A 26044-nucleotide genomic window follows, 5' to 3' on the forward strand; every position below is an offset into this window, starting at 1 on the left:
GCCGTTGAAGCGACTATCTGGTGAAGTGATTCACGTTGTCGTGTCAACGGAGGCGCATTATAGGGATCCCATTTTTTAGCACAAGTCTTTTTGCGATCTTTTTTTCCGACTGCTGTTTTTTCGCCCTTTTCGCTGAGATCTCATGCGATCTGCGCAGTTTATGCACCACAAAACAGTTGCAGAAGGCGGATCCGGCGATCAAAGTGATAGCTCTGGCCCGATTGAAGTGAGGTGTTATGTCTACTGTACTGCGTCCTTATAAGGATCTTTTCCCAACTATTGGTCAACGCGTCATGGTTGATCCCACCAGCGTCGTCGTTGGCGATGTAAGAATGGCAGAGGATGTTGGCATCTGGCCGCTGGTTGTCATTCGGGGTGACGTCAATTATGTAGAGATTGGCGCACGCACTAATATTCAGGACGGCAGCGTGCTGCACGTTACGCATAAGTCTTCTTACAACCCTGAAGGTAATCCACTGCTTATAGGAGAAGATGTAACTGTCGGCCATAAAGTGATGCTACATGGCTGCACCATCGGTCATCGCGTACTGGTCGGGATGGGATCTATTGTGCTGGATGGTGCCGTGATTGAAGATGAGGTCATGATTGGCGCGGGCAGCCTGGTTCCACAGAATAAGCGCCTGCAGAGCGGATACCTTTATCTGGGCAGCCCGGTAAAACAGATTCGCCCCCTGACGGAGGCTGAAATCGAAGGGTTAAGGTACTCGGCAAATAACTATGTGAAATGGAAGGATGAGTATCTTACTCAGGAGAGCCAAATTACGCCCTGATCGTCTTCCTCTTGTTGGCGGATGCACTGCTCCGCCTCCTCTTCCAGATCCCAGCGATGCTGGCGAAAAAGCGAAAGGTAATCTTCTGGCGTATTGCCACCGAAACGCTGCGCCAGCACTGAACCCTTTATTGCACACATCATCTGCATGCCGTTAACCAGCGCGGGAAAAACAATCGCCTGAGTGGAATCATGCCACTCTTCACGATCGGGAAACAGGATTGCCTGGTTCATTTCGCCAGCTCCTGTTTAAGCATTGCGATAACAGGTTCAACTTCTGGCAATACGCCATGCCACAAAAACAGAGCGTGCGCCGCTTGCCCCACCAGCATTCCGAGGCCGTCTGCGCGGTTCACGGAGCCAAGCTTTTCGCACCAGGCCAGGAACGGTGTGCTGCCTTTCTGATAAAACATGTCGTAGCAGTAAGTCTGCGGGCGAATAATTGCTTGCGGTAGCGCCGGAATATCGCCTCCCATCCCGCTTGAAGTCGCATTAATGATGAGATCAAATTCGCGCTCTGCAAGCGACTCCATCTCCGCCGCCTGTACGCTGCCGGTATGAGCAAAGAGTTCAGCTAAGGTTTGTGCGCGAGACCAGGTACGGTTAGTGATAGTTAAAGCACAATCGAGTGATAGCAGGGGCAAAATCACCCCGCGCGCCGCACCACCCGCGCCCACCAGCAGAACACGCGAACCGGGGCGGATAAATGCCAGGCGTTGCAGATCGCTTAAGAGCCCGATGCCATCGGTGTTATCGCCGAGCAAGCGCCCATCATCGAGTCGTTTAAGGGTGTTAACTGCCCCAGCCAGCGCAGCGCGTTCCGTCAGCTCATCCGCACGCGCAAAAGCCTCTTCTTTAAAAGGCACGGTGACATTCGCCCCCTTGCCTCCATTATCAAAAAAAGCATTTAGCGTATTAACAAAATCATCAACAGGCGCGAGTGCTTTCCCATAGGGGTGATCGATTTGCAGCTGGCTGGCGAACTGTTGATGGATGAGCGGCGACTTACTGTGCGCGACAGGATTACCAAAAACGACGTACGGTTCCATGCTATTACCCCTGTCGGAAGAGTTCACCGGTGAGTGCATCACGGATTTCGGAGGGATTCTGCCGGCCGCCAGTCGGCACATCGACGACCGGGAAATCTGGTCCGAATTGAGCGACAACTTCCTGGGCTGTTCTGCACGGCGGCAGACCGGATAAGTTGGCACTCGTTGATACCAGAGGTTTGCCATAAGCTTCGCACAGCTCAACCACCAGCGGATGGTCGGTGACGCGCACAGCAAGAGAATCAAAACGTCCAGTTAGCCATCGCGGCGTGGTTGGTTTTGCGGGAAACACAAATGTCACCGGACCTGGCCAGCAGGCAAAAATTGCCTGACGTTGGGTATCAGAAAGCATGCTGTCATCAATATAGGGTTTAAGTTGCGCAAAATTAGCGGCAATCAGTATCAACCCTTTTTCGACAGGCCGCTGCTTGAGTTTAAGCAGGCGATGTACGGCGATTTCACTGTCCGGATCGCAACCAACGCCGAAAACGGCTTCTGTGGGATAAGCGATGACTTCTTCTTTTTTCAGGATCGCCACCATGGTGGCGATGGGATCTTTTGGCAGGTTATTCTTCACGAGTTTATTCCGCTGGGAGCAGCTTTCCACATTGTTTATTGGCACAGAAACATTTAACGCCCTGCGCGGTTTTCTTCTCTGTCAGCAACGGGTAGTGACATTCCGGGCACTCACCCGCTACCGGTCTGGAATTGATGACGAACTGGCAATCAGGATAACGATCGCAGGAGTAGAAGGTTTTGCCGTAACGCGAACGACGCTGGACAAGATGCCCGCTCTGGCATTGCGGACAACTAATAGCCGTTTCATCAGGCTTATCGATCAGTTCGGTGTGTTCGCAGGCCGGATACTGACTGCATCCGATAAACATACCGAAGCGCCCTTGCCGTAGCACCAACTCGGCACCACAAAGCGGGCACAATTGACCATCCAGAACTTTAACGATATGGCCGTCTGCCTGACTTTTCAGGGGACGTACATAATCGCACTCCGGATAATGAGAGCATCCGAGAAACGGACCGTGTTTCCCGGAGCGAATGACAAGTTCAGCCCCGCATTGTGGGCAGGGCTCATTATTACGCACAGTAAATAGTGCTGATTTGGTCATAACAACTCTTGAAGCTGCAAAAACAGTTAATGCAGCATACCTTCATTCACTTCAAAGAGTAATTCTTCCATTTGCTGGTAGGCGTTTTCACACCCTGGAATATTGAAGAGCACCATCAGGATGACCCATTTAAGATCTTCCAGCTCGAACTCTGCGTTATCCAGCGCCAGCGCACGCTCAATCACCATTTCCCGTGTTTCGAGGTTTAGCACCTGAATCTGCTCTAGGAATAACAGGAATCCCCGGCAACTGGCATCCAGCCTTTCACTCTCTTCTGCGGTATAGATGCGTAAGGAGAGTGGATCAGAAGCAAGCTGCATCGGTTCGGCGAGGCCTTCCTGATAATCAGCCAGCTTTTCCAGCCACATAAGCGCGTTGTAGATATCCTCACGATCAAATCCGGCGTCGGTAAGATCCCGTTCCAGTTTGTCCTGATCCACACGCAATTCAGCTTCGTTATGGATGTAAGTCTCAAACAAGTACATTAGTACGTCGAACATGGCTTGCCCTCCTCAATCGGACATAGCCGCCGGGTACAGCTGCGATCCATCCTGCTAACTCCAGTTCAAGCAATTGAGCAGCTGCCACTGGCACAGGTTGGCCGGCACGTTCAGCGACGACGTCAACAGGTGTTACCTCATCTCCTACGTTAGCCAGGAGCTCAGGAAATGGCAATGCCGCCTTTTCGCCTTCTGGAGGATAAATTGCATTTTCGTGCGTTTCCGCCACCCAATTTAGCCCATATTGCAAATGTTCGAGGATCTCTTCAGCCGATGTAACGGGCGTCGCGCCCTGCTTTAATAGCCAATGCGGCCCCTCGCTGCCAGGGCTACCAACGGCCCCCGGTAATGCAAAAACGTCTCTCCCTTGCTCAAGCGCAAGCCGCGCCGTCACCAACGAACCGCTGCGTAATGCGGCCTCGATCACAAATACTGCCCGGCTAAGACCGCTAATAATCCGGTTACGACGGGGAAAATGACCCGGCTTCGGGGTCGCCGATAGTGGAAACTCGGAGACCAGCGCCCCACCCTGCTCCAGCAACTGGGAAGCAAGGGCAGTGTGTCTGCGCGGATAAAGGCTAAAAAGCCCATTACCCAGCACGCCAATGCTTTTCCCGCCGACGCTTATTGCGGCGCGATGGGCGACGCTATCAATTCCCAGCGCCATTCCGCTGGTAATGGTTAAGCCTGCACGCGCAAGCGATTCGCAAAAGAGACGCCCCCAACGTTCGCCATACCAGGAGTGCGCACGGCTACCCACGACGGCTAATTGCTGGGATTTCAAAACCGCAATATCACCTTTAACAAACAGCGCGCCCGGATAATCAGCAATGGCGCGCAGCGGTTCGGGATAAGCCGCATCGCTGGCCACGATCATGTGATGTTGAGGGTCCGCCAGCCAGTTTAGACAGCGATCGAGTTCCCGTGCTGAAAGGGAAAAAAAGCGGCGCGTCTGCGCAACCGTCAAGCCTAAAACCTGCAGCTCGGCAGCCGTCACAGCACCGCTTATCTCCAGTTGCTGCGCGATGCTCAGCCACTTGTCGCCAGAGAGGTCGCCAACCTGTATCAGACGTAGCCAAATTTCCGTGGATGTCATTCCCTCTCCCCTGCCATAAGCCGTATCGGCAATCCTTGCGATCGGTCACTGATGCTGTCAATCGCCAGGGGATTTGTCTAGAATAGAGGGCATATTCTTTACAACTACTGAACACAACTCTGGATATTTATGGCAGTTTTGCATGTGTTACATATTCCGGACGAGCGGCTTCGCAAAGTCGCCGATCCGGTAAAAGAAGTGAATGCGGATATTCAACGTATCGTTGATGATATGTTCGAAACGATGTACGCCGAAGAGGGCATCGGTCTCGCGGCGACGCAGGTTGATATTCATCAGCGAATTATCGTGATTGATGTGTCAGAAAATCGCGATGAGCAACTGGTGTTGATCAACCCGGAATTGCTGGAAAAGAGCGGCGAAACGGGTATTGAAGAGGGTTGCCTCTCTATTCCGGAACAACGCGCCCTTGTTCCACGAGCGGAAAAAGTGAAAATCCGCGCGCTGGATCGTAATGGCAATTCGTTTGAACTCGAAGCTGATGGTCTGCTGGCCATTTGTATTCAGCATGAAATGGATCATCTGGTCGGTAAACTGTTTATCGATTATCTGTCTCCGCTGAAACGCCAGCGTATTCGTCAGAAAGTCGAAAAACTGGATCGTATGAACGGCCGCGCTTAAGGCGGGCAGAAAAGGATAAACGTGTCAGATTCTCTACGTATTATTTTTGCCGGCACTCCTGATTTTGCAGCGCGTCATCTTGACGCGCTGCTCTCTTCTGAACACGAGATCGTAGGGGTCTTTACCCAACCCGATCGCCCTGCTGGCCGGGGTAAAAAACTGATGCCCAGCCCGGTGAAAGTGCTGGCGGAAGAGAAAGGCTTGCCCGTGTTTCAACCGGCCTCCTTACGGCAGCAGGAAAACCAACAGCTGGTCGCCGACTTGAACGCTGATGTGATGGTCGTCGTCGCCTATGGGCTGATTTTGCCTAAAGCAGTGCTCGATATGCCGCGTCTTGGCTGCATCAATGTGCATGGTTCCTTGCTACCGCGCTGGCGCGGTGCGGCACCGATTCAGCGAGCATTATGGGCCGGCGACACACAAACGGGCGTCACCATCATGCAGATGGATGTGGGTCTAGATACGGGCGACATGCTTTATAAACTGGCCTGCCCGATAACATCTGAAGATACCAGCGCCACGCTCTACGATAAGCTGGCGGCGCTGGGTCCGCAGGGTCTTATTGAGACGCTGCAGCAGCTGGCGCAAGGCACAGCCCAGCCGCAAGTCCAGGATGAAGAGCTGGTCACCTATGCAGAGAAGCTCAGCAAAGACGAGGCGCGTATGGACTGGTCGTTGAGCGCAGAGCAACTTGAGCGCTGCATTCGCGCATTCAATCCGTGGCCGATGAGCTGGTTTGTGATTGATGAGCAGCCAATCAAAGTATGGAAAGCCTCTGTGCTTCCCTCTTCTACGCAAGCTGAGCCCGGCACGATTGTTGAAGCATCGAAATCCGGGATTCAGGTCGCAACCGCAGAAGGCATACTTAATCTTGAATCGCTGCAGCCCGCAGGTAAAAAAGCGATGAGCGCGCAGGATCTGCTGAATTCGCGGCGGGAATGGTTTGTGCCAGGCAACCGTCTGGCCTGATCTCATATTTAAGCCCGGTTCTGCCGGGCATTTTTATTTTTGTGGTTATGAAAAAACAGATGAATTTACGCAGCATGGCTGCGCAGGCAGTTGAACAGGTTATTGAACAAGGGCAATCGCTCAGCAATATCCTGCCGCCGTTACAACAGAAAGTGACCGATAAAGATAAGGCGCTGCTGCAGGAGCTCTGCTTCGGCGTGCTACGCGTCATGCCGCAGCTTGACTGGCTTATTAATAAGCTGATGTCACGGCCAATGACAGGTAAGCAGCGGACGGTGCACTATCTCATTATGGTTGGGTTATACCAGCTGTTGCATACGCGCATTCCGGCCCACGCGGCGCTGGCAGAAACCGTTGAAGGCGCGGTGGTCATTAAACGCCCGCAGCTGAAAGGGTTGATTAACGGCGTGCTGCGTCAGTTTCAGCGCCAGCAGGAAGAGCTTCTGGCAGAGTTCGCCAACAGCGAAAATCGTTACCTTTTCCCGGCATGGCTGTTAAAGCGTGTGCAACAAGCCTATCCGCAGCAGTGGTCAGAGATCATTGAAGCCAGTAATCAACGCCCGCCGATGTGGCTACGCGTCAATTGCCAGCACCATACGCGTGATGGCTGGCTGGCACTGCTTGAAGAGAGCGGGCAGCAGGGTTTCACTCACACCGATTACCCGGACGCAGTGCGCCTGGCAAATGCAGCGCCGGTAATGTCTCTGCCGGGGTTCAGCGAAGGCTGGGTAACGGTTCAGGACGCAGCGGCACAGGGTTGCATTACCTTCCTTGCACCGCAGAATGGCGAGCGTATTCTCGATCTGTGCGCCGCGCCGGGCGGTAAAACCACCCACATTCTTGAGGCGGCACCACAGGCTAGTGTGTTAGCAGTTGATGTCGACGAACAACGTTTGTCACGGGTCTATGACAACCTGAAACGTCTCGGCATGAAAGCCGAGGTTAAACAGGGTGATGGGCGCTTCCCTGCGCAGTGGTGCGGCGATGAACAGTTTGACCGTATTTTGCTTGATGCGCCCTGTTCAGCCACGGGCGTTATTCGCCGCCATCCCGATATTAAATGGCTGCGTCGCGATCGTGATATCTCCGAGCTGGCACAGCTACAAGCAGAAATCCTTGATGCTATCTGGCCTCATTTGAAAAGTGGCGGTACGTTGGTTTACGCAACCTGCTCGATTTTACCGCAAGAGAATAGTTATCAGGTCGCAGCGTTCCTGAAGCGAACCCCGGATGCGCAGCTGAGCGAAACCGGAACACCGGAGGAGCCAGGCCTGCAGAAGCTGCCAGGTGCCGAAGAGGGCGACGGCTTCTTTTACGCTAAGCTAATCAAACAGTGAGAGAGACAACGGGTCACAGCAGATGAAGATAATTATTCTGGGTGCGGGACAGGTCGGCGGTACGCTGGCTGAAAACCTAGTCGGTGAAAATAACGACATCACCGTTGTCGATACCAATGGCGATCGCCTGCATAGCCTGCAGGACAAGTTCGACCTACGCGTTGTGCAGGGCCACGGTTCGCACCCGCGCGTGCTACGCGAAGCGGGCGCCGATGATGCAGATATGCTGGTTGCGGTCACAAGCTCCGATGAGACCAATATGGTTGCCTGCCAGGTGGCGTTTTCTCTGTTTAACACGCCAAATCGCATCGCACGTATCCGCTCCCCGGACTATGTTCGGGATGCGGATAAGTTATTTCATTCCGAAGCCGTGCCTATCGATCATCTGATTGCGCCAGAACAGCTGGTTATCGACAGCATCTATCGCCTGATTGAATACCCGGGCGCACTGCAGGTGGTCAATTTTGCTGAAGGCAAAGTAAGCCTCGCGGTCGTAAAAGCCTATTACGGCGGGCCGCTGGTTGGAAATGCACTTTCGACGATGCGCGAGCATATGCCGCACATTGATACGCGAGTGGCGGCGATTTTCCGTCACGACCGGCCAATTCGCCCGCAGGGCTCGACCATTGTTGAGGCTGGTGACGAAGTCTTCTTCATTGCCGCGTCACAGCATATTCGCGCGGTAATGAGCGAGCTGCAAAGGCTGGAGAAACCCTATAAACGGATCATGCTGGTCGGTGGCGGGAATATCGGTGCCGGACTGGCGCATCAGCTTGAAAAGGATTACAGCGTCAAACTGATCGAGCGCGATCAGCAGCGGGCTGCGGAACTTGCCGAGAAACTGCAAAATACGATCGTTTTTTACGGAGATGCATCGGATCAAGAACTGCTTGCTGAAGAGCACATTGATCAAGTGGATCTCTTTATCGCCGTCACGAACGATGATGAAGCCAACATTATGTCAGCGATGCTGGCCAAACGGATGGGCGCAAAAAAGGTGATGGTGCTGATCCAGCGTCGGGCCTATGTTGACCTGGTCCAGGGCAGCGTTATCGATATCGCCATCTCTCCTCAGCAAGCGACAATTTCTGCGCTGCTGAGCCATGTGCGAAAAGCGGATATCGTCGGCGTTTCTTCTCTGCGTCGCGGCGTCGCCGAAGCGATCGAAGCGGTGGCTCACGGCGATGAAACGACATCTCGGGTGGTGGGTCGTGTGATCGATGAGATCAAATTGCCGCCGGGTACGATCATCGGCGCGGTAGTTCGTGGAGATGATGTCATGATCGCCAATGATAATTTGCGCATTGAGCAAGGCGACCACGTGATTATGTTTTTGACCGACAAAAAATACATCACCGATGTCGAGCGACTCTTCCAGCCCAGTCCCTTCTTCCTGTAATCCTTCAGGGCGCTTGTTTAAGCGCCCTTCTTATTTCCACTTTATTGTAAGGGACTAACAGGGCTCGTTATTTTATTTACCTAAATGGAAATTGTTAGGTATGTTGTTAGACTTAGTGTGACGCAAAGCACATGGAGAAGATTATGAGTATGTTAAAAGAGTTTCGCGAATTCGCGATGCGTGGGAATGTTGTCGATTTGGCAGTCGGTGTGATTATCGGTGCGGCTTTCGGCAAAATCGTCTCTTCACTGGTGGCCGATATCATTATGCCACCGCTGGGATTGTTGATTGGCGGTATCGATTTTAAACAGTTCGCGCTTACCCTGCGTGAAGCACAGGGTGATGTGCCTGCCGTTGTGATGCATTACGGCGTATTTATTCAGAACGTGTTTGACTTCATCATTGTCGCTTTTGCGATCTTCCTGGCAATCAAAGTGATCAACAAGCTGAAACGCAAACAGGCTGAAGAGCCGAAAGCGCCGCCGGCTCCGAGCAAAGAAGAAGTGTTACTCAGTGAAATTCGCGACCTGCTGAAAGAACAAAACAGCCGCGTTTAAAAGTAAGAAGGCCAGTGGTAAATAAGCGATTCGCTTGCTTGCCACTGGCCTCCTGAAAGCCTCGTTTTGCATGTTTATTTTTCCGCAGATAACTTCCTTTCCCTTTTTTATTCTTTTCAACTCGCTGACGAAAAAGCGGGTCATGCAGAAGTGCCTCAATGGCGTTATCGTTTATCTGCCCTTTAGTGTGCTGATAGCGACTCATATATTTCTCCAGATTGTGTAGTAAAACGGCCGAAGTGTAGACCTCGCGATGAAGAAGATCAACTCCGGGTATTGGTTGTATTGTTAGCTGGTCCCTGCTCAAGTGCTTCAAGAATAGAACAATAGACACTACTGTGGGCAGTGCCGCAACAAGCGTCGTTTAATTTCTGTAGTGAACGCCGCATGGCCTGCATCTCTTCGATGCGCGCTTCAACTTCACTTAGCCGCGCCTGAACGATGCTCTTCGACTCCTGACAAGTATGATGCTCAGGATCGACGCGGATCGATAACAGTTCGCGGATCGACTCAAGCGTAAAACCGAGCTGACGAGCATGGCGGATAAACTTAAGGCGTTTGAGATCGTGATCGGTATAGAGGCGAAAACCACCTTCGGTGCGCCCTCCATGATCCATCATCTGCTGCTTTTCGTAATAACGAATAGTGTCCGGCGTAACGTCGGCCAACTTTGCAATTTCACCAATACGATACATGATCACTCCGGATTAACTTTATGCTGTAGTTTGGCCGCGTACTCACCATGAAGAAAATCGGTACTCACGCCAGCCTGGCGCAGCTTAAGTTCCAGTAAGGCGAGGCGACGGTTAAGTTCGTGCCGCTGATGGGGATCGTGTTCAACACTGCTAAGCAGATCGACAAGTTCGACCGCCTCTTTGCGCATTTCGAGTTCTGGCGGAAGATAACCGGCATTCTTTAATAATCGATAGCCTGCACGTAGATCCTGAGGAACATGAGAATCGTCATCAAGGGTGAGCGGCTCACCGCTACCCGCAAGATTATCGAATTCACCTTTTTGTTGGGCATCAATGATATGCCGTTCTGCCCACTGATCAAGTAACCACATGATGGCCTCCGGGGTTGAACTTAAGAACAGGCTTAGTTTAGAAGGGTGGGGGGAGAGTAGAAATAAAAAAACCCGCCGAGGCGGGTTTTTTTACGTTACTACAGATTACTCTGCAGCAGCTTCTGCTTTCGATTCAGCGCGATCAACCAGCTCGATGTAAGCCATCGGAGCGTTGTCACCTGCACGGAAGCCACACTTAAGAATACGAGTGTAACCACCGGCACGGCTCGCGAAACGCGGGCCCAGTTCGTTAAACAGTTTTGCCACGATCTCGTTATCACGAGTGCGGGCGAATGCCAGACGACGATTAGCAACGCTGTCAGTCTTAGCAAGTGTAATCAGCGGCTCAACTACGCGACGCAGCTCTTTCGCTTTCGGCAGGGTCGTCTTGATGATCTCATGACGAACCAGAGAGCCTGCCATGTTACGGAACATGGCCTGGCGATGGCTGCTGTTGCGGTTCAGTTGACGACCACTCTTACGATGGCGCATGACCTTATCCTTCTCAGTAAAACCTTAACCTGTGATCCGGTTACTCGTCAGCAATGCTTGCCGGCGGCCAGTTTTCCAGGCGCATGCCCAGAGACAGACCACGTGAGGCCAGCACGTCTTTAATCTCGGTAAGAGATTTTTTACCCAGGTTCGGCGTTTTCAGCAACTCAACCTCGGTACGCTGTACCAGATCACCGATATAGTGGATAGCTTCTGCCTTGAGGCAGTTAGCAGAGCGGACAGTCAATTCCAGATCGTCAACAGGGCGCAGCAGAATCGGATCGAACTCTGGTTTCTCTTCTTTAACTTCCGGCTGACGTACATCACGTAAATCAACGAAAGCTTCAAGTTGTTCTGCCAGAATGGTTGCCGCACGACGAATCGCCTCTTCAGGATCGATTGTGCCGTTGGTTTCCATTTCGATGACCAGCTTGTCCAGGTCGGTACGCTGTTCCACACGTGCTGCTTCAACATTGTAGGCAATTCGCTCTACAGGGCTGTAGCACGCATCAACCAGCAGACGGCCGATCGGGCGCTCATCTTCTTCCGAATGAATTCGGGCAGACGCCGGCACGTAACCACGACCGCGCTGAACTTTGATACGCATATTGATAGATGCGTTTTCATCGGTCAGGTGGCAGATCACATGCTGCGGCTTGACGATTTCGACATCACCGTCGTGGGTAATGTCGGCTGCGGTCACAGGGCCAATGCCAGATTTACTCAGAGTAAGAATAACTTCATCTTTACCCTGAACTCTCACCGCCAGCCCTTTCAGGTTGAGCAGGATTTCAAGGATATCTTCCTGAACGCCTTCTTTGGTGCTGTACTCATGAAGTACACCATCAATCTCAACCTCAGTCACCGCGCAACCCGGCATCGATGAGAGCAGAATACGGCGCAGTGCGTTACCCAGAGTATGGCCAAAGCCACGCTCTAAAGGCTCAAGGGTCACCTTGGCGTGCGTCGAACTCACTTGCTCGATATCTACCAGGCGCGGTTTTAGAAACTCTGTCACAGAACCCTGCATTGTGTCCTCTCTTTGGTACTAAGCTTTACTTGGAGTAAAGCTCGACGATCAGGTGTTCGTTAATGTCCGCAGACAGATCAGAACGCTCCGGCTTACGCTTGAACGTGCCTTCCATCTTGCCAGCATCAACTTCCAGCCAGGTTGGCTTTTCACGCTGCTCAGCCAGCTCCAGAGCGGCTTTCACGCGAGACTGCTTTTTCGCTTTCTCACGAATGCTAACAACGTCATTCGGACTAACCTGATAAGAAGCGATGTTAACAACACGACCGTTTACCATGATTGCTTTATGGCTAACCAGCTGACGTGCTTCTGCACGAGTGGCGCCGAAGCCCATACGGTATACAACGTTGTCCAGACGACCTTCCAGCAGAGCCAACAGGTTTTCACCGGTGTTGCCTTTCAGACGTGCTGCTTCTTTGTAATAGTTACGGAACTGACGCTCCAGCACACCGTAGATACGGCGAACTTTTTGCTTTTCACGCAACTGCACACCATAGTCAGACAGACGCGGTTTACGCGCACCGTGCTGGCCAGGAGCTTGTTCAATTTTACACTTGGTATCGATCGCGCGAACGCCAGACTTAAGGAACAGGTCTGTGCCCTCACGACGGCTCAGCTTGAGCTTAGGACCCAAATATCTTGCCATTTTCTTTCTCCAACAATCCTAGAAAACGAGCGTTATACGCGACGTTTTTTCGGCGGACGACAACCGTTGTGAGGGATCGGAGTCACATCAGTAATATTAGTGATGCGGAAACCAGCGGCGTTCAGAGCACGAATAGTAGATTCGCGACCCGGACCCGGTCCCTTAACCATAACTTCCAGATTCTTGATACCGTATTCTTTTACGGCTTCAGCGCAACGCTCTGCTGCAACCTGAGCTGCGAACGGAGTGGATTTGCGAGAACCACGGAAACCGGAACCACCGGCTGTTGCCCAACCCAGTGCGTTACCCTGACGATCAGTAATAGTAACGATGGTGTTGTTGAAAGAAGCATGGATATGAGCCACGCCGTCAGAGACTTGTTTTCTTACACGTTTACGTGCACGAATTGGTGCCTTTGCCATTATTCAATCACCCCGATTATTTCTTGATCGGTTTGCGCGGACCCTTACGGGTACGTGCGTTGGTCTTGGTACGCTGACCGCGAACCGGGAGACCACGACGATGACGCAAACCGCGGTAGCAACCAAGATCCATCAGGCGCTTGATGCTCATGCTAACTTCACGGCGCAGATCACCTTCAACGACAAATTTGGCAACTTCGTCACGCAGCGTGTCGATTTGTTCTTCAGACAGCTCACTGATCTTAACATTCTCAGCGATGCCCGCAGCAGCCAGGATGGCTTGAGAGCGGGTTTTGCCGACGCCATAGATCGAAGTTAATGCGATCACGGCATGTTTTTGATCAGGAATGTTAATGCCTGCTATACGGGCCACTATGCACTCCTATAATTTGATTTGCACGCCCCATGCTGAAAAGCCCGTTTTCAGGATACTCAAATGGAAACGTACAGACATACAAAAGATTGGCTGGCTAATCTAGCCAGCTCAACCCAACTTTGCAAGAAAAATATGCGAAATAATCAGCCTTGGCGCTGTTTATGCTTCGGCTCGGCACTGCAAATCACGCGGATGACGCCATCACGCTTAACGATTTTGCAGTTACGGCATAATTTCTTGACGGAAGCACGAACTTTCATTTTTACTCTCCGTAACTTCTCGAGCGACCTTTATCGACCGTAGCCTTTCAGGTTCGCCTTCTTCAATGCAGACTCATACTGACTGGACATCATCAGAGTTTGCACTTGAGCCATAAAGTCCATAATCACGACAACAACGATAAGCAGTGAGGTCCCACCGAAGTAGAACGGTACTTTCATCGCATCACGCATGAACTCCGGGATCAGGCAGATAAAAGTAATATAAAGCGCACCAACCAAAGTCAGGCGGGTCATTACTTTATCGATATACTTCGCCGTTTGTTCTCCCGGACGAATTCCTGGTACAAATGCACCGGACTTCTTCAGGTTATCCGCTGTTTCACGCGGGTTGAAAACCAACGCCGTGTAAAAGAAACAGAAGAAGATGATTGCAGACGCATAGAGTAACACATAAAGCGGTTGCCCAGGCTGCAAATACAGCGAAATTGTTGTCAGCCAGTTCCAACCAGTACCGCCCCCGAACCATGACGCGATGGTCGCCGGGAACAGAATAATACTGGAAGCGAAGATTGCCGGGATTACCCCCGCCATATTCACTTTCAGCGGTAAATGTGTGCTCTGAGCAGCATAGACACGACGACCTTGCTGACGCTTCGCGTAGTTCACCACAATGCGGCGTTGACCACGCTCAACGAAGACAACGAAGAACGTCACTGCGAATACTAATACTGCAACCAACAGCAACAGGAGGAAGTGCAGGTCGCCTTGACGCGCTTGCTCAATAGTATGGGCAATGGCTGGCGGTAAACCCGCCACGATGCCGGCGAAGATAATGATCGAGATACCGTTGCCGATACCACGTTCAGTAATCTGTTCGCCGAGCCACATCAGGAACATAGTCCCTGTGACCAGACTCACAACAGCGGTGAAGTAGAATGCAAAGCCTGGATTCATTACCAGGCCCTGCATACCAGGCATATTCGGTAAACCGGTAGCAATACCGATTGACTGAAATATTGCCAACACCAGAGTGCCGTAACGGGTGTACTGGCTAATCTTACGACGGCCAGACTCCCCTTCTTTCTTCAACTCTGCCAGGGCCGGATGAACGACCGTCAGCAGCTGGATAATAATAGATGCCGAAATATACGGCATGATACCCAGTGCAAAGATAGAAGCACGGCTGAGAGCACCACCAGAGAACATGTTAAACATTTCAATGATGGTGCCACGCTGTTGCTCAAGCAGTTTGGCAAGTACAGCGGCATCAATACCAGGGATCGGAATAAAAGAGCCAATACGGAACACAATCAACGCACCGATAACAAACAGCAGTCTGCGTTTCAGTTCGCCAATTCCACCTTTGGCACTTTGAAAATCTAATCCCGGTTGCTTAGCCATCTGCTACTTATTCCTCAATTTTACCGCCAGCAGCTTCGATAGCAGCACGAGCGCCTTTAGTCACACGCAGGCCACGAACAGTTACCGGGCGAGATACTTCACCAGACAGGATCACTTTCGCGAACTCGATCTGGATGCCGATAATGTTAGCCGCTTTCAGCGTGTTCAGGTCAACTACGTCGCCTTCTACTTTAGCCAGATCGGACAGACGAACTTCTGCCGTGATCATTGCTTTACGTGAAGTGAAACCGAATTTCGGCAGACGACGGTACAGAGGCATCTGACCACCCTCGAAACCGCGACGTACGCCACCGCCAGAACGAGAGTTCTGACCTTTGTGACCACGACCACCGGTTTTACCGAGGCCAGAACCGATACCACGACCCAGGCGTTTACCCGCCTTTTTGGAGCCTTCGGCCGGAGACAGAGTATTTAAACGCATCTCTTACTCCTCAACTTTAACCATGAAGGAAACCGCGTTGACCATACCGCGAACCGCAGGAGTATCCTCGCGTTCTACAGTGTGGCCAATACGACGCAGACCCAGGCCAAGCAGCGTTGCCTTGTGTTTCGGCAGACGACCGATTGCACTGCGGGTTTGAGTGATTTTAATAGTCTTTGCCATGGTCAATTACCCCAGAATTTCTTCAACGGATTTACCACGCTTGGCAGCGACCATTTCTGGAGACTTCATATTTTCCAGGCCATCAATAGTTGCACGAACCACGTTAATCGGGTTGGTGGAACCATATGCTTTAGCCAGAACGTTATGAACTCCAGCGACTTCCAGAACGGCGCGCATTGCACCACCGGCGATGATACCGGTACCTTCGGAAGCCGGCTGCATGAAGACACGAGAACCCGTGTGAGTACCCTTAACCGGGTGCTGCAGGGTGCCGTGGTTCAGCGCGACGTTAATCATATTGCGACGGGCTTTTTCCATCGCTTTCTGGATCGCTGCTGGAACTTCACGCGCTTTACCGTAACCAAAACCAACGCGACCGTTACCATCGCCAACAACAGTCAGAGCTGTGAAGGAGAAAATACGACCACCTTTAACGGTTTTAGATACGCGGTTAACCGCGATCAGCTTTTCCTGCAGTTCGCCAGCCTGTTTTTCGATGTGAGCCATCTTACACCTCTACCTTAGAACTGAAGGCCAGCTTCACGAGCAGCATCTGCCAGTGCCTGGACGCGACCATGATATTGGAACCCGGAACGGTCAAAGGACACATCTTTAATGCCTTTTTCCAGAGCGCGTTCAGCAACAGCTTTACCTACAGCTGCAGCGGCGTCTTTGTTACCGGTGTACTTCAGTTGTTCAGAGATAGCTTTTTCTACAGTAGAAGCAGCTACCAGAACTTCAGAACCATTCGATGCGATTACCTGGGCGTAAATATGACGCGGGGTACGATGTACCACCAGGCGGGTCGCACCAAGCTCTTTGAGCTTGCGGCGTGCGCGGGTCGCACGACGGATACGAGCAGATTTCTTATCCATAGTGTTACCTTACTTCTTCTTAGCCTCTTTGGTACGCACGACTTCGTCGGCGTAACGAACACCCTTGCCTTTATAAGGCTCAGGACGACGGTAGGCGCGCAGATCAGCTGCAACCTGACCGATCACCTGCTTATCAGCGCCTTTCAGCACGATTTCAGTTTGAGTCGGACATTCAGCAGTGATACCCGCCGGCAGCTGATGGTCAACAGGATGTGAGAAACCCAGAGACAGGTTTACAACACTACCTTTAACCGCTGCACGATAACCTACACCAACCAGCTGCAGCTTCTTAGTGAAGCCTTCGGTAACACCGATAACCATTGAGTTCAGCAGGGCACGCGCGGTACCAGCCTGAGCCCAACCATCCACGTAACCATCACGCGGACCGAAGGTCAGGGCATTGTCTGCCTGGTTAACTTCAACAGCATCGTTCAGGGTACGAGTCAGCTCGCCGTTTTTACCTTTGATCGTGATAACCTGACCGTTGATTTTTACATCAACGCCGGCAGGAATGACGACCGGTGCTTTAGCAACACGAGACATTCTTTCCTCCGATTAGGCTACGTAGCAGATAATTTCGCCACCAAGACCAGCCTGGCGCGCTGCACGATCAGTCATAACACCTTTAGAGGTAGAAACAACTGCGATACCAAGACCACCCATAACTTTCGGCAGCTCATCTTTTCTTTTATAGATGCGCAGACCTGGACGGCTGATACGCTGAATGCTTTCTACCACAGCTTTTCCCTGGAAGTACTTAAGAGTCACTTCCAGTTCCGGCTTGGTGTCGCCTTCAATTTTGAAATCTTCAATAAAACCTTCTTCCTTCAGCACGTTGGCAATTGCCACTTTCAGCCTGGAGGAAGGCATGGTGACCGCAGCTTTGTTCGCGGTCTGACCGTTACGGATACGGGTCAGCATATCCGCGATCGGATCTTGCATGCTCATCTGTCTTTACTCCCGTGATTCAATTGGTGACAATTACCAGCTAGCCTTTTTCAGACCCGGGATTTCACCGCGCATTGCGGATTCACGGACCTTAATACGGCTCAACCCGAACTTCCGCAGGAAACCATGCGGACGACCAGTTTGGCGGCAGCGGTTACGCTGACGAGACGGGCTGGAATCACGCGGCAGACTCTGCAGCTTGAGAACAGCGTTCCAACGATCTTCGTCGGAAGCGTTCACATCAGAAATGATCGCTTTCAGTTCAGCGCGTTTCGCGAAGTATTTTTCAGCTAAAGCTACGCGTTTAACTTCGCGTGCTTTCATTGATTGCTTAGCCATGAAGTAACCCTACCTTACTTGCGGAACGGGAAGTCAAAGGCAGCCAGCAGAGCACGGCCTTCTTCGTCAGATTTCGCAGTAGTGGTAATGGTAATATCCAAACCACGCACGCGGTCGACTTTGTCATAGTCGATTTCTGGGAAGATGATCTGCTCACGGACACCCATGCTGTAGTTACCACGACCGTCGAAAGACTTAGCGGACAGGCCGCGGAAGTCACGGATACGAGGTACAGCAATAGTGATCAGGCGCTCAAAGAACTCCCACATGCGTTCGCCACGCAGAGTCACTTTACAGCCGATCGGATAGCCCTGACGGATTTTGAAGCCCGCAACTGATTTGCGCGCTTTGGTGATCAACGGTTTTTGACCGGAGATTGCTGCCAGGTCAGCTGCTGCGTTATCCAGCAGTTTCTTGTCAGCGATCGCTTCACCAACACCCATGTTCAGGGTGATCTTCTCGACCCGAGGGACTTGCATGACAGAATTGTAGCTAAACTCAGTCATGAGTTTGTTAACTACTTCGTCTTTGTAGTAATCATGCAGTTTCGCCATCGTACTACTCCAAATTACTTGATAGTTTCGCTGTTAGATTTAAAGAAACGGACTTTTTTGCCGTCTTCGAATCTAAAGCCTACACGGTCAGCCTTGCCGGTTGCCGCATTGAAGAGTGCAACGTTAGAAACCTGAATTGCAGCTTCTTTTTCAACGATGCCACCTGGTTGGTTCAGGGCCGGAACCGGCTTCTGATGTTTCTTAACCAGGTTGATACCTTCAACAATGATCTTGCCGGAAGACAGAACATTTTTTACTTTACCGCGTTTACCTTTATCTTTACCGGTTAACACGATAACTTCGTCATCACGACGGATTTTCGCTGCCATGACTCGCTCCTTAAAGTACTTCTGGTGCCAGAGAGATAATTTTCATGAACTTCTCAGAACGAAGTTCACGAGTTACCGGCCCAAAAATACGCGTACCGATAGGTTGCTCGCTGTTATTGTTTAAAATAACGCATGCATTACCATCGAAGCGAATGACAGAACCGTCCGGGCGACGAACACCCTTCTTGGTGCGCACCACTACCGCCTTCAGCACATCACCTTTTTTGACCTTACCACGCGGAATTGCTTCCTTGATGGTGATCTTGATGATGTCGCCTACGCCTGCGTAGCGACGGTGCGAGCCACCCAGAACCTTGATACACATTACGCGACGTGCACCGGAGTTGTCGGCGACGTTCAGCATAGTCTGTTCTTGGATCATTTTAGTGCTCCGCTAATGTCAACTACTACTGAAGACCCCAAAATCAGGGTCGATAAAAAGCCCCATATCGAGGGCGCGGCATTATAACACCGCTTCTGTGATATGGGTAGAAAAAATAAACGGCTCATTTCTGAGCCGTTTATTCGTTAGAGAACGCGTACTCTATTACAGAATCGCTTTCTCTACAACGCGAACCAGCGTCCAGGACTTAGTCTTGGACAGCGGACGGCATTCGCGGATTTCAACCACGTCGCCGGTACCGCATTCGTTGTTCTCGTCGTGTACGTGCAGTTTGGTCGTACGTTTGATGAATTTACCGTAGATCGGGTGTTTCACAAAACGTTCGATAGCTACAACAATGGATTTCTCCATTTTGTCGCTAACAACACGACCTTGCAGAGTACGGATTTTATCGGTCATTACGCACCCGCCTTCTCAGTCAGTAAAGTCTTAACGCGTGCGACATCACGACGCACTTGCTTCAACAGGTGAGTCTGTTGCAGCTGGCCACTCGCAGCCTGCATACGCAGGTTGAACTGCTCGCGCAGCAGGTTAAGCAGCTCGGTGTTCAGCTCTTCAACGCTCTTTTCACGCAGCTCTTTTGCTTTCATTACATCACCGTCTTAGTTACAAAGGTGGTTTTAATCGGCAGTTTTGCTGCTGCCAGCTCGAAGGCTTCACGGGCCAGCTCTTCCGGAACACCGTCCATTTCGTACAGGACTTTACCCGGCTGAATCAAGGCAACCCAATACTCCACGTTACCTTTACCTTTACCCATACGAACTTCCAGCGGCTTCTCGGTGATCGGCTTGTCCGGGAATACACGGATCCAGATCTTACCCTGACGCTTAACAGCACGAGTCATAGCACGACGTGCTGCTTCGATTTGACGAGCGGTCAGACGACCACGGCCAACAGCTTTCAGACCGTAAGTGCCGAAGCTCACATCCGTGCCCTGCGCGAGACCACGGTTGCGGCCTTTGTGCACTTTACGGAATTTTGTACGCTTTGGTTGTAACATCAGCGACGCTCCTTATTTACGGCCTTTACGCTGCTGCTTTTTAGGTTGAGCAGCCGGTTTTTCCGGTTGTTCAACTGCAGCCATACCACCAAGGATCTCACCTTTGAAGATCCACACTTTAACGCCGATTACACCGTAAGTGGTGTGCGCTTCGGAGGTGTTGTAGTCAATGTCAGCGCGCAGTGTGTGCAGCGGAACGCGACCTTCACGGTACCATTCGGTACGTGCGATCTCAGCGCCACCCAGACGGCCACTAACTTCAACTTTGATACCTTTAGCGCCCAGACGCATGGCGTTCTGTACAGCACGCTTCATAGCACGACGGAACATAACACGACGTTCCAGCTGAGAAGTGATGCTGTCAGCAACCAGTTTTGCGTCCAGTTCAGGCTTACGAACTTCGGCGATATTGATCTGAGCAGGAACGCCAGCGATATCCGCTACGACCTTGCGCAGTTTCTCAACGTCTTCACCTTTCTTACCGATAACGATACCCGGGCGAGCAGTGTGAATAGTCACACGGATGCTTTTAGCCGGACGCTCGATAACGATACGAGATACAGACGCTTTAGCCAGTTCCTTAGTCAGGTACTGACGTACTTTAAAATCGCTGTCCAGGTTGTCAGCGAATTCTTTGGTGTTCGCAAACCAGGTAGAGTTCCATGGTTTTACAATACCCAGGCGAATACCATTAGGATGTACTTTCTGACCCATTGCTAGTCTCCAGAGTCTCAGCGATCGGACACAACCACAGTGATGTGGCTGGTGCGCTTCAGGATGCGATCTGCACGACCTTTTGCACGCGGCATAATGCGCTTCATGCTCGGGCCTTCGTCTACGAAAATTTTCGCAACTTTCAGATCGTCAATGTCAGCGCCATCGTTGTGTTCAGCGTTAGCAATGGCAGATTCCAGAACCTTCTTGACCAGTACAGCCGCTTTCTTGTTGGTGTAGGTCAGAATATCCAGAGCCTGCGACACTTTCTTACCGCGAATCAGGTCAGCAACAAGGCGAACCTTCTGAGCAGAAGAACGAGCATGGCGATGTTGAGCTAAAGTTTCCATCTCTTCCTCCTACCTTATTTCTTCTTCGCTTTTTTATCAGCAGCGTGGCCGCGATAAGTACGAGTCGGTGCGAATTCACCCAGTTTGTGACCGACCATTTCGTCGGAAACAAATACCGGAACGTGCTGACGACCATTATGGACAGCGATGGTCAAACCGATCATGTTAGGAAAGATCGTTGAACGACGGGACCAAGTGCGCAGGGGCTTCTTGTCTCCGCTTTCCACCGCTTTCTCTACCTTCTTCAGCAAGTGCAGGTCAATAAAAGGACCTTTCTTGAGAGAACGTGGCATGGCTTATCCTCTAAAATTATTTGCTACGGCGACGTACGATGAATTTATCAGTACGCTTGTTGCTGCGGGTCTTCTTACCTTTGGTCTGAACGCCCCACGGAGTTACCGGGTGCTTACCAAAGTTACGACCTTCACCACCACCGTGTGGGTGGTCGACCGGGTTCATCGCAGTACCGCGAACGGTAGGACGAACACCACGCCAGCGTGCAGCACCTGCTTTACCCAGAACGCGCAGCATATGCTCAGCATTGCCAACTTCGCCCAGAGTCGCGCGGCAGTCTGCTTCTACTTTACGCATTTCACCAGAGCGCAGACGCAGGGTGACATAAGCACCATCGCGAGCAACGATCTGAACGTAAGTACCAGCGGAACGTGCCAGCTGACCGCCTTTACCTGGTTTCATTTCTACGTTATGAACGGTAGAACCAACCGGGATATTGCGCATCGGCAGGGTGTTGCCTGCTTTGATTGCAGCATCAACGCCAGACTGAATCTGGTCGCCAGCTTTCAGGCCTTTCGGGGCCAGGATGTAACGGCGCTCACCGTCTTTGTACAGAACCAGCGCGATGTTCGCGGAACGGTTCGGATCGTACTCAAGACGTTCAACAACTGCCGGGATACCATCTTTGTTGCGTTTAAAGTCAACAATACGGTAAGCCTGCTTGTGGCCACCACCGATATGACGAGTGGTGATACGGCCATTGTTGTTACGACCACCGGATTTGCTGTTTTTTTCCAGCAACGGAGCAAAAGGTTTGCCCTTGTGCAGCTCAGGGTTAACCACTTTAACTACGTGGCGACGACCCGGAGATGTCGGTTTACATTTAACAACTGCCATTGTATTACTCCTCCGACTTACTCAGCGCCGCCAACGAAGTCCAGATTCTGGCCTTCTTTAAGGGTGACGTAAGCTTTTTTCCAGTCGCTACGACGACCGATACGCTGTCCGTGACGTTTAACTTTCCCTTTAACTACCAGGGTGTTAACGACTTCGACTTCGACTTCAAACAGTTTCTGCACAGCAGCTTTGATTTCTGCTTTGGTCGCGTCTTTTGCAACTTTGAGAACGATGGTGTTGGTTTTTTCCATCGCAGTAGACGCTTTTTCAGAAACGTGCGGTGCGCGCAGCACCTTCAGCAGACGTTCTTCACGAATCATGCCAGCATCTCCTCAACTTGCTTAACAGCATCAGCAGTCATTACGACTTTGTCGAAGGCGATCAGGCTAACCGGGTCGATACCAGTCGCATCGCGTACGTCAACCTTGTGCAGGTTACGTGCGGCCAGGAACAGGTTCTCGTCCAGCTCACCGGTGATGATCAGCACATCTTCCAGAGCCATGTCTTTCAGTTTCTGAGCAAGCAGCTTGGTTTTCGGCGCTTCCAGAGAGAACTGCTCGACAACGATCAGACGATCCTGACGTACCAGTTCGGACAGGATGCTTTTCAGCGCGCCGCGGTACATCTTTTTGTTAACTTTTTGACTGTGGTCCTGCGGACGTGCAGCGAAGGTCACGCCACCAGAACGCCAGATCGGGCTCTTAACAGAACCTGAACGCGCACGGCCGGTGCCTTTCTGGCGCCACGGTTTTTTACCGGAACCAGTTACTTCAGCACGGGTCTTCTGAGCACGAGTACCCTGACGAGCACCAGCTGCATAAGCAACAACAACCTGGTGTACCAGCGCTTCGTTGAAGTCACGACCGAAGGTAGTTTCGGAAACAGTCAGCGCGCTCTGCGCGTCTTTCAATACTAATTCCATTGCTATCTCCTCACGCCTTCACAGCTGGTTTAACGATCAGGTCGCTACCGGTTGCACCCGGGACAGCACCTTTAACCAGCAGCAGGTTGCGCTCAGCGTCAACACGTACTACGTCCAGGCTCTGAACGGTTACGCGCTCATTACCCAGCTGACCTGCCATTTTCTTGCCCTTGAACACTTTGCCCGGGGTCTGGTTCTGACCGATAGAACCCGGAACGCGGTGGGACAGGGAGTTACCGTGAGTAGCGTCCTGGGTACGGAAGTTCCAGCGCTTAACGGTACCTGCGAAACCTTTACCTTTAGAGGTGCCAGTTACGTCAACTTTTTTAACTTCAGCAAACAGCTCAACGCTAATGTCCTGACCTACGGAGAACTCTTCACCGTCAGCCAGACGGAATTCCCACAGACCACGACCAGCTTCTACGCCAGCTTTAGCGAAGTGACCCGCTTCCGGCTTGGTTACGCGGTTAGCTTTTTTAGCACCGGTGGTAACCTGGATAGCGCGGTAGCCGTCGTTAGCCAGATCTTTAACCTGAGTAACGCGGTTTGCTTCAACTTCGATTACGGTTACTGGGATAGAAACGCCATCTTCAGTGAAGATGCGGGTCATGCCCACTTTTTTACCGACTAAACCAATCATTGTTTCAACCTCTCAATCGCTCGATGACCTGATCAACCCAGGCTGATCTGCACGTCTACACCGGCAGCCAGATCCAGACGCATCAGAGCATCAACGGTTTTCTCGGTTGGCTCAACGATGTCAACCAGACGCTTATGAGTGCGGATTTCGTACTGATCGCGCGCATCTTTGTTGACGTGCGGAGAGATCAGAACGGTAAAGCGCTCTTTGCGGGTCGGCAGCGGGATCGGACCACGTACTTGCGCACCAGTGCGCTTCGCAGTTTCGACGATTTCGGCGGTTGATTGATCGATCAGACGATGATCAAACGCTTTCAAGCGGATACGGATTCTTTGGTTCTGCATGAGACCAGAGCTCCAATTATTTATAGACGAAAATAATTACTCCTCACACCCATTACGATTGATGGGGGAGTGTAATCGTTCTTACGTAGCCCCCCGATTGGGGGCATTGTTAGCGGCAAACTTCGTCGCTATGGCTCAGATCGAGCCAGCCGTCAATTACGACAAGCCCGCGCATTATACGTAAATCTGGCGCGGACGCAAGTGCAGTTTAGAAATTAAACAGCGATGCGTGCCGGCTCGCAAGGAGAGTGTCGCCCTTTTTATCACGCATAGAATCTTTGGAAATCAGCTCGCACTCTGCTCACCCTCCCCTTCCCTTGTTTATGAGTATGACGCACTCTTGGCAGCGGATTGCTAAAGCTTAAGGCAGGGACGCCATGTTTTTTCTCATTCTCTATATCGTATTAAATCTTCTGCTCGTCAGGTGTGACCTGCGCTCGGGGCTGCTGCCGGATCGCTATACCTGCCCTCTACTCTGGACGGGCTTACTCTGGCAATATCTGTCACATACTGAATTTCTGGCGGATGCCGTCTTAGGGGCAATGGCGGGTTATATCAGTTTTGCCGCTATTTACTGGGGATATCGATTATTACGGGGCCATGAAGGATTGGGCTATGGCGATGTGAAGTATCTTGCCGCGCTCGGCGCGTGGCACGGCTGGTCGGTTCTTCCTGCTCTTGTATTTTATGCCGCGCTTTTTGCCTGCTGCGCAGTGGCTTTCACTCTTTGCCGCTGCCGTAAATTACAGGTAATAAAAAACCCGCTGCCGTTTGGACCTTTCCTCGCGGCAGCGGGTTTCGTGGTGGGTTACCCCACGCTAATACGGTTTTAGCCTTCGACTTTAATCTGCGACTGAAGGTAATTCTGCATACCAAGTTTAGCGATCAGATCCAGCTCTGTTTCCAGCCAGTCAATGTGGTGCTCTTCGTCGGCAAGAATTTTGATCATCATATCGCGACTGACATAGTCATGGATGCTGTCAGCATAGGCGATTGCTTCACGCAGATCTCTCGCGCCTTCCAGCTCCAGACGCAGGTCTGATTGCAGCATCTCTTCAACGTCTTCGCCAATACCGAGTTTGCCCAGATCCTGCAAGTTCGGGATCCCTTCGAGAAACAGAATACGCTCGATATACAAATCGGCGTGTTTCATTTCATCGATGGATTCATGGTATTCAACGTCATTGAGGCGGGTCAGCCCCCAGTTCTTGAACATTCTCGCATGGAGAAAGTACTGATTGATTGCGACAAGCTCATTTCCCAATAATTTATTGAGATAATTTATGATTTTAACATCACCTTTCATTATGTAGTCCCTCCGCTTCCACTCATTGAAGCGTAGATGGGGCTACAGGGATGTCAAAAAAAAGATAGAGCCTCAGGCAATCTCTTTGTATTCCGGCATCTGGGTCAACTCATCCTGCATGATCTCACGAGCAGCACGAATGCATTTACCACACTGATTTCCTACCGGAACAAACTTGCGGAGCTGCTGAAATGATTGAGGGTGAAACTGGCGCACAGCCTGGCGAATTTTTTTATCACTTACACCGTTACACAAACAAACGTACATGGATCACTCCCGTTCACTTAATGCGCAAAGTGTAAATGAGAATGGTTATGATTACAACAGGACAACTATAAGGGAATTTGCAGAAAAGTGTGAACAGCTGTAATGGCAGGATGGCTAACTAGCAGGCAGCAAAAAGGGCACCGAAGCGCCCTTTTTTCAAATTCAAAGCTAACGAATTAGCTC

46 protein-coding genes are annotated in these 26044 nt (G+C 51.4%); 7 read left to right on the forward strand and 39 right to left on the reverse strand.

The window, feature by feature from the left end:
• Window positions 1-236: 236 nt before the first annotated feature.
• A complete protein-coding gene (locus tag N7V53_RS21975; RefSeq protein ID WP_124967155.1) occupies window positions 237-791 on the forward strand; it encodes a gamma carbonic anhydrase family protein in 555 nt (184 codons plus the stop codon).
• Here the strand turns inward: N7V53_RS21975 and N7V53_RS21980 are convergent.
• From N7V53_RS21980 to dprA, 6 genes are read right to left on the reverse strand one after another with little or no spacing between them, the layout of a single operon-like run.
• A complete protein-coding gene (locus N7V53_RS21980; RefSeq protein ID WP_279794944.1) occupies window positions 767-1024 on the reverse strand; it encodes a DUF1488 domain-containing protein in 258 nt (85 codons plus the stop codon). The genes N7V53_RS21975 and N7V53_RS21980 overlap by 25 nt on opposite strands.
• A complete protein-coding gene (gene aroE, locus N7V53_RS21985; protein ID WP_279794945.1) occupies window positions 1021-1839 on the reverse strand; it encodes a shikimate dehydrogenase in 819 nt (272 codons plus the stop codon). The genes N7V53_RS21980 and aroE overlap by 4 nt, the downstream gene beginning before the upstream one ends.
• A 4-nt stretch (window positions 1840-1843) precedes the next feature.
• The gene (tsaC, locus tag N7V53_RS21990) at window positions 1844-2416 is read right to left on the reverse strand and encodes an L-threonylcarbamoyladenylate synthase type 1 TsaC (protein WP_279794947.1); all 573 of its coding nucleotides are present in this window, start codon (window positions 2414-2416) and stop codon (window positions 1844-1846) included.
• A 4-nt stretch (window positions 2417-2420) separates the two neighbouring features.
• A complete protein-coding gene (locus N7V53_RS21995) occupies window positions 2421-2963 on the reverse strand; it encodes a topoisomerase DNA-binding C4 zinc finger domain-containing protein (protein ID WP_124967151.1) in 543 nt (180 codons plus the stop codon).
• 26 nt (window positions 2964-2989) lie between these two features.
• Window positions 2990-3463, reverse strand: coding sequence for a DUF494 family protein Smg (smg, locus tag N7V53_RS22000; protein ID WP_023479416.1), 474 nt, complete (start codon window positions 3461-3463; stop codon window positions 2990-2992).
• The gene (gene dprA, locus N7V53_RS22005) at window positions 3435-4559 is read right to left on the reverse strand and encodes a DNA-protecting protein DprA (RefSeq protein WP_279794948.1); all 1125 of its coding nucleotides are present in this window, start codon (window positions 4557-4559) and stop codon (window positions 3435-3437) included. The genes smg and dprA overlap by 29 nt, the downstream gene beginning before the upstream one ends.
• 129 nt (window positions 4560-4688) lie before the next feature.
• On the opposite strand from dprA, the gene def reads away from it, so the two are divergent.
• From def to mscL, 5 genes are all read left to right on the forward strand, one after another.
• Window positions 4689-5198 (forward strand): peptide deformylase, encoded by a 510-nt coding sequence (gene def, locus N7V53_RS22010; RefSeq protein ID WP_023479413.1) that lies wholly within the window; start codon window positions 4689-4691, stop codon window positions 5196-5198.
• Window positions 5199-5219: 21 nt separating this feature from the next.
• Window positions 5220-6167, forward strand: coding sequence for a methionyl-tRNA formyltransferase (gene fmt / locus N7V53_RS22015; protein ID WP_279794949.1), 948 nt, complete (start codon window positions 5220-5222; stop codon window positions 6165-6167).
• Between the two features lie 47 nt (window positions 6168-6214).
• A complete protein-coding gene (gene rsmB, locus N7V53_RS22020; protein ID WP_279794950.1) occupies window positions 6215-7504 on the forward strand; it encodes a 16S rRNA (cytosine(967)-C(5))-methyltransferase RsmB in 1290 nt (429 codons plus the stop codon).
• Between the two features lie 22 nt (window positions 7505-7526).
• Complete coding sequence (gene trkA, locus N7V53_RS22025; protein ID WP_023479428.1) at window positions 7527-8903, forward strand: Trk system potassium transporter TrkA; 1377 nt, start codon at window positions 7527-7529, stop codon at window positions 8901-8903.
• Window positions 8904-9046: 143 nt separating this feature from the next.
• On the forward strand, window positions 9047-9460 hold the full coding sequence (gene mscL / locus N7V53_RS22030) for a large-conductance mechanosensitive channel protein MscL (protein ID WP_023479411.1): 414 nt from the start codon (window positions 9047-9049) through the stop codon (window positions 9458-9460).
• On the opposite strand, the gene N7V53_RS22035 is transcribed toward mscL, so the two are convergent.
• The 31 genes from N7V53_RS22035 to rpsJ form a co-directional block, all read right to left on the reverse strand.
• Window positions 9414-9665 carry a ribosome alternative rescue factor ArfA gene (locus N7V53_RS22035; protein ID WP_023479424.1) on the reverse strand — a complete coding sequence of 84 codons (252 nt, stop codon included), beginning with the start codon at window positions 9663-9665 and terminating at the stop codon, window positions 9414-9416. The genes mscL and N7V53_RS22035 overlap by 47 nt on opposite strands.
• Before the next feature lie 58 nt (window positions 9666-9723).
• The gene (gene zntR, locus N7V53_RS22040) at window positions 9724-10155 is read right to left on the reverse strand and encodes a Zn(2+)-responsive transcriptional regulator (protein WP_023479405.1); all 432 of its coding nucleotides are present in this window, start codon (window positions 10153-10155) and stop codon (window positions 9724-9726) included.
• 2 nt (window positions 10156-10157) lie between these two features.
• Window positions 10158-10526, reverse strand: a complete 369-nt coding sequence (locus tag N7V53_RS22045; RefSeq protein WP_279794952.1) for a DUF1992 domain-containing protein — start codon at window positions 10524-10526, stop codon at window positions 10158-10160.
• A gap of 105 nt (window positions 10527-10631) precedes the next feature.
• Entirely contained in the window at window positions 10632-11018 is a 387-nt protein-coding gene (gene rplQ / locus N7V53_RS22050) for a 50S ribosomal protein L17 (protein WP_023479432.1), read from the reverse strand.
• Between the two features lie 40 nt (window positions 11019-11058).
• Window positions 11059-12048, reverse strand: coding sequence for a DNA-directed RNA polymerase subunit alpha (rpoA, locus tag N7V53_RS22055; protein ID WP_023479415.1), 990 nt, complete (start codon window positions 12046-12048; stop codon window positions 11059-11061).
• A gap of 25 nt (window positions 12049-12073) precedes the next feature.
• The gene (gene rpsD / locus N7V53_RS22060; RefSeq protein WP_000135224.1) at window positions 12074-12694 is read right to left on the reverse strand and encodes a 30S ribosomal protein S4; all 621 of its coding nucleotides are present in this window, start codon (window positions 12692-12694) and stop codon (window positions 12074-12076) included.
• Between the two features lie 32 nt (window positions 12695-12726).
• On the reverse strand, window positions 12727-13116 hold the full coding sequence (gene rpsK, locus N7V53_RS22065; RefSeq protein WP_002919257.1) for a 30S ribosomal protein S11: 390 nt from the start codon (window positions 13114-13116) through the stop codon (window positions 12727-12729).
• Window positions 13117-13132: 16 nt separating this feature from the next.
• Complete coding sequence (gene rpsM, locus N7V53_RS22070; RefSeq protein ID WP_023479435.1) at window positions 13133-13489, reverse strand: 30S ribosomal protein S13; 357 nt, start codon at window positions 13487-13489, stop codon at window positions 13133-13135.
• A gap of 146 nt (window positions 13490-13635) precedes the next feature.
• On the reverse strand, window positions 13636-13752 hold the full coding sequence (gene rpmJ / locus N7V53_RS22075) for a 50S ribosomal protein L36 (protein ID WP_000868187.1): 117 nt from the start codon (window positions 13750-13752) through the stop codon (window positions 13636-13638).
• A 30-nt stretch (window positions 13753-13782) separates the two neighbouring features.
• On the reverse strand, window positions 13783-15114 hold the full coding sequence (gene secY, locus N7V53_RS22080; protein WP_007369823.1) for a preprotein translocase subunit SecY: 1332 nt from the start codon (window positions 15112-15114) through the stop codon (window positions 13783-13785).
• A 7-nt stretch (window positions 15115-15121) separates the two neighbouring features.
• Window positions 15122-15556, reverse strand: coding sequence for a 50S ribosomal protein L15 (rplO, locus tag N7V53_RS22085; protein WP_023479414.1), 435 nt, complete (start codon window positions 15554-15556; stop codon window positions 15122-15124).
• Between the two features lie 3 nt (window positions 15557-15559).
• On the reverse strand, window positions 15560-15739 hold the full coding sequence (rpmD, locus tag N7V53_RS22090; RefSeq protein ID WP_001140434.1) for a 50S ribosomal protein L30: 180 nt from the start codon (window positions 15737-15739) through the stop codon (window positions 15560-15562).
• 6 nt (window positions 15740-15745) lie between these two features.
• Window positions 15746-16246, reverse strand: coding sequence for a 30S ribosomal protein S5 (rpsE, locus tag N7V53_RS22095; RefSeq protein ID WP_007369821.1), 501 nt, complete (start codon window positions 16244-16246; stop codon window positions 15746-15748).
• Between the two features lie 14 nt (window positions 16247-16260).
• Entirely contained in the window at window positions 16261-16614 is a 354-nt protein-coding gene (rplR, locus tag N7V53_RS22100; RefSeq protein WP_017460073.1) for a 50S ribosomal protein L18, read from the reverse strand.
• A 9-nt stretch (window positions 16615-16623) separates the two neighbouring features.
• Window positions 16624-17157 carry a 50S ribosomal protein L6 gene (rplF, locus tag N7V53_RS22105; protein WP_023479418.1) on the reverse strand — a complete coding sequence of 178 codons (534 nt, stop codon included), beginning with the start codon at window positions 17155-17157 and terminating at the stop codon, window positions 16624-16626.
• 12 nt (window positions 17158-17169) lie between these two features.
• Window positions 17170-17562 carry a 30S ribosomal protein S8 gene (gene rpsH / locus N7V53_RS22110; protein ID WP_023479407.1) on the reverse strand — a complete coding sequence of 131 codons (393 nt, stop codon included), beginning with the start codon at window positions 17560-17562 and terminating at the stop codon, window positions 17170-17172.
• A 33-nt stretch (window positions 17563-17595) separates the two neighbouring features.
• Window positions 17596-17901: a 30S ribosomal protein S14 gene (gene rpsN / locus N7V53_RS22115; RefSeq protein WP_007369817.1), complete on the reverse strand. Its 306-nt coding sequence runs from the start codon at window positions 17899-17901 to the stop codon at window positions 17596-17598.
• A 14-nt stretch (window positions 17902-17915) separates the two neighbouring features.
• A complete protein-coding gene (gene rplE / locus N7V53_RS22120; RefSeq protein WP_023479410.1) occupies window positions 17916-18455 on the reverse strand; it encodes a 50S ribosomal protein L5 in 540 nt (179 codons plus the stop codon).
• Window positions 18456-18469: 14 nt separating this feature from the next.
• A complete protein-coding gene (gene rplX / locus N7V53_RS22125) occupies window positions 18470-18784 on the reverse strand; it encodes a 50S ribosomal protein L24 (RefSeq protein WP_016538464.1) in 315 nt (104 codons plus the stop codon).
• Between the two features lie 10 nt (window positions 18785-18794).
• Complete coding sequence (rplN, locus tag N7V53_RS22130; protein WP_023479426.1) at window positions 18795-19166, reverse strand: 50S ribosomal protein L14; 372 nt, start codon at window positions 19164-19166, stop codon at window positions 18795-18797.
• Between the two features lie 165 nt (window positions 19167-19331).
• A complete protein-coding gene (gene rpsQ / locus N7V53_RS22135) occupies window positions 19332-19586 on the reverse strand; it encodes a 30S ribosomal protein S17 (protein ID WP_017460070.1) in 255 nt (84 codons plus the stop codon).
• On the reverse strand, window positions 19586-19777 hold the full coding sequence (gene rpmC, locus N7V53_RS22140) for a 50S ribosomal protein L29 (RefSeq protein ID WP_004388609.1): 192 nt from the start codon (window positions 19775-19777) through the stop codon (window positions 19586-19588). Before rpmC ends, rpsQ begins: the two co-directional genes overlap by 1 nt.
• Window positions 19777-20187 (reverse strand): 50S ribosomal protein L16, encoded by a 411-nt coding sequence (rplP, locus tag N7V53_RS22145; protein ID WP_007369814.1) that lies wholly within the window; start codon window positions 20185-20187, stop codon window positions 19777-19779. The genes rpmC and rplP overlap by 1 nt, the downstream gene beginning before the upstream one ends.
• Before the next feature lie 12 nt (window positions 20188-20199).
• Complete coding sequence (gene rpsC / locus N7V53_RS22150) at window positions 20200-20901, reverse strand: 30S ribosomal protein S3 (RefSeq protein WP_000529945.1); 702 nt, start codon at window positions 20899-20901, stop codon at window positions 20200-20202.
• A gap of 17 nt (window positions 20902-20918) precedes the next feature.
• The gene (gene rplV / locus N7V53_RS22155; RefSeq protein WP_002919773.1) at window positions 20919-21251 is read right to left on the reverse strand and encodes a 50S ribosomal protein L22; all 333 of its coding nucleotides are present in this window, start codon (window positions 21249-21251) and stop codon (window positions 20919-20921) included.
• 14 nt (window positions 21252-21265) lie between these two features.
• Entirely contained in the window at window positions 21266-21544 is a 279-nt protein-coding gene (gene rpsS / locus N7V53_RS22160) for a 30S ribosomal protein S19 (protein WP_001138115.1), read from the reverse strand.
• 16 nt (window positions 21545-21560) lie between these two features.
• Window positions 21561-22382: a 50S ribosomal protein L2 gene (gene rplB / locus N7V53_RS22165; RefSeq protein ID WP_000301859.1), complete on the reverse strand. Its 822-nt coding sequence runs from the start codon at window positions 22380-22382 to the stop codon at window positions 21561-21563.
• A 17-nt stretch (window positions 22383-22399) separates the two neighbouring features.
• Window positions 22400-22702: a 50S ribosomal protein L23 gene (gene rplW / locus N7V53_RS22170; protein WP_000617546.1), complete on the reverse strand. Its 303-nt coding sequence runs from the start codon at window positions 22700-22702 to the stop codon at window positions 22400-22402.
• Complete coding sequence (rplD, locus tag N7V53_RS22175; RefSeq protein WP_023479434.1) at window positions 22699-23304, reverse strand: 50S ribosomal protein L4; 606 nt, start codon at window positions 23302-23304, stop codon at window positions 22699-22701. The genes rplW and rplD overlap by 4 nt, the downstream gene beginning before the upstream one ends.
• Window positions 23305-23314: 10 nt before the next feature.
• Window positions 23315-23944 carry a 50S ribosomal protein L3 gene (rplC, locus tag N7V53_RS22180; protein ID WP_023479430.1) on the reverse strand — a complete coding sequence of 210 codons (630 nt, stop codon included), beginning with the start codon at window positions 23942-23944 and terminating at the stop codon, window positions 23315-23317.
• A 32-nt stretch (window positions 23945-23976) separates the two neighbouring features.
• Window positions 23977-24288 carry a 30S ribosomal protein S10 gene (gene rpsJ / locus N7V53_RS22185; protein WP_001181005.1) on the reverse strand — a complete coding sequence of 104 codons (312 nt, stop codon included), beginning with the start codon at window positions 24286-24288 and terminating at the stop codon, window positions 23977-23979.
• Window positions 24289-24665: 377 nt separating this feature from the next.
• On the opposite strand from rpsJ, the gene N7V53_RS22190 reads away from it, so the two are divergent.
• Window positions 24666-25121, forward strand: coding sequence for an A24 family peptidase (locus N7V53_RS22190; RefSeq protein WP_279794959.1), 456 nt, complete (start codon window positions 24666-24668; stop codon window positions 25119-25121).
• On the opposite strand, the gene bfr is transcribed toward N7V53_RS22190, so the two are convergent.
• Complete coding sequence (gene bfr, locus N7V53_RS22195; RefSeq protein WP_034812713.1) at window positions 25118-25594, reverse strand: bacterioferritin; 477 nt, start codon at window positions 25592-25594, stop codon at window positions 25118-25120. The two genes, N7V53_RS22190 and bfr, sit on opposite strands and share 4 nt — an antisense overlap.
• Window positions 25595-25666: 72 nt before the next feature.
• Window positions 25667-25861, reverse strand: coding sequence for a bacterioferritin-associated ferredoxin (gene bfd, locus N7V53_RS22200; RefSeq protein ID WP_034812717.1), 195 nt, complete (start codon window positions 25859-25861; stop codon window positions 25667-25669).
• Between the last annotated feature and the right edge of the window lie 183 nt (window positions 25862-26044).

Source organism: Kosakonia sp. HypNH10 (assembly GCF_029850615.1).
GTDB lineage: Bacteria > Pseudomonadota > Gammaproteobacteria > Enterobacterales > Enterobacteriaceae > Kosakonia > Kosakonia cowanii.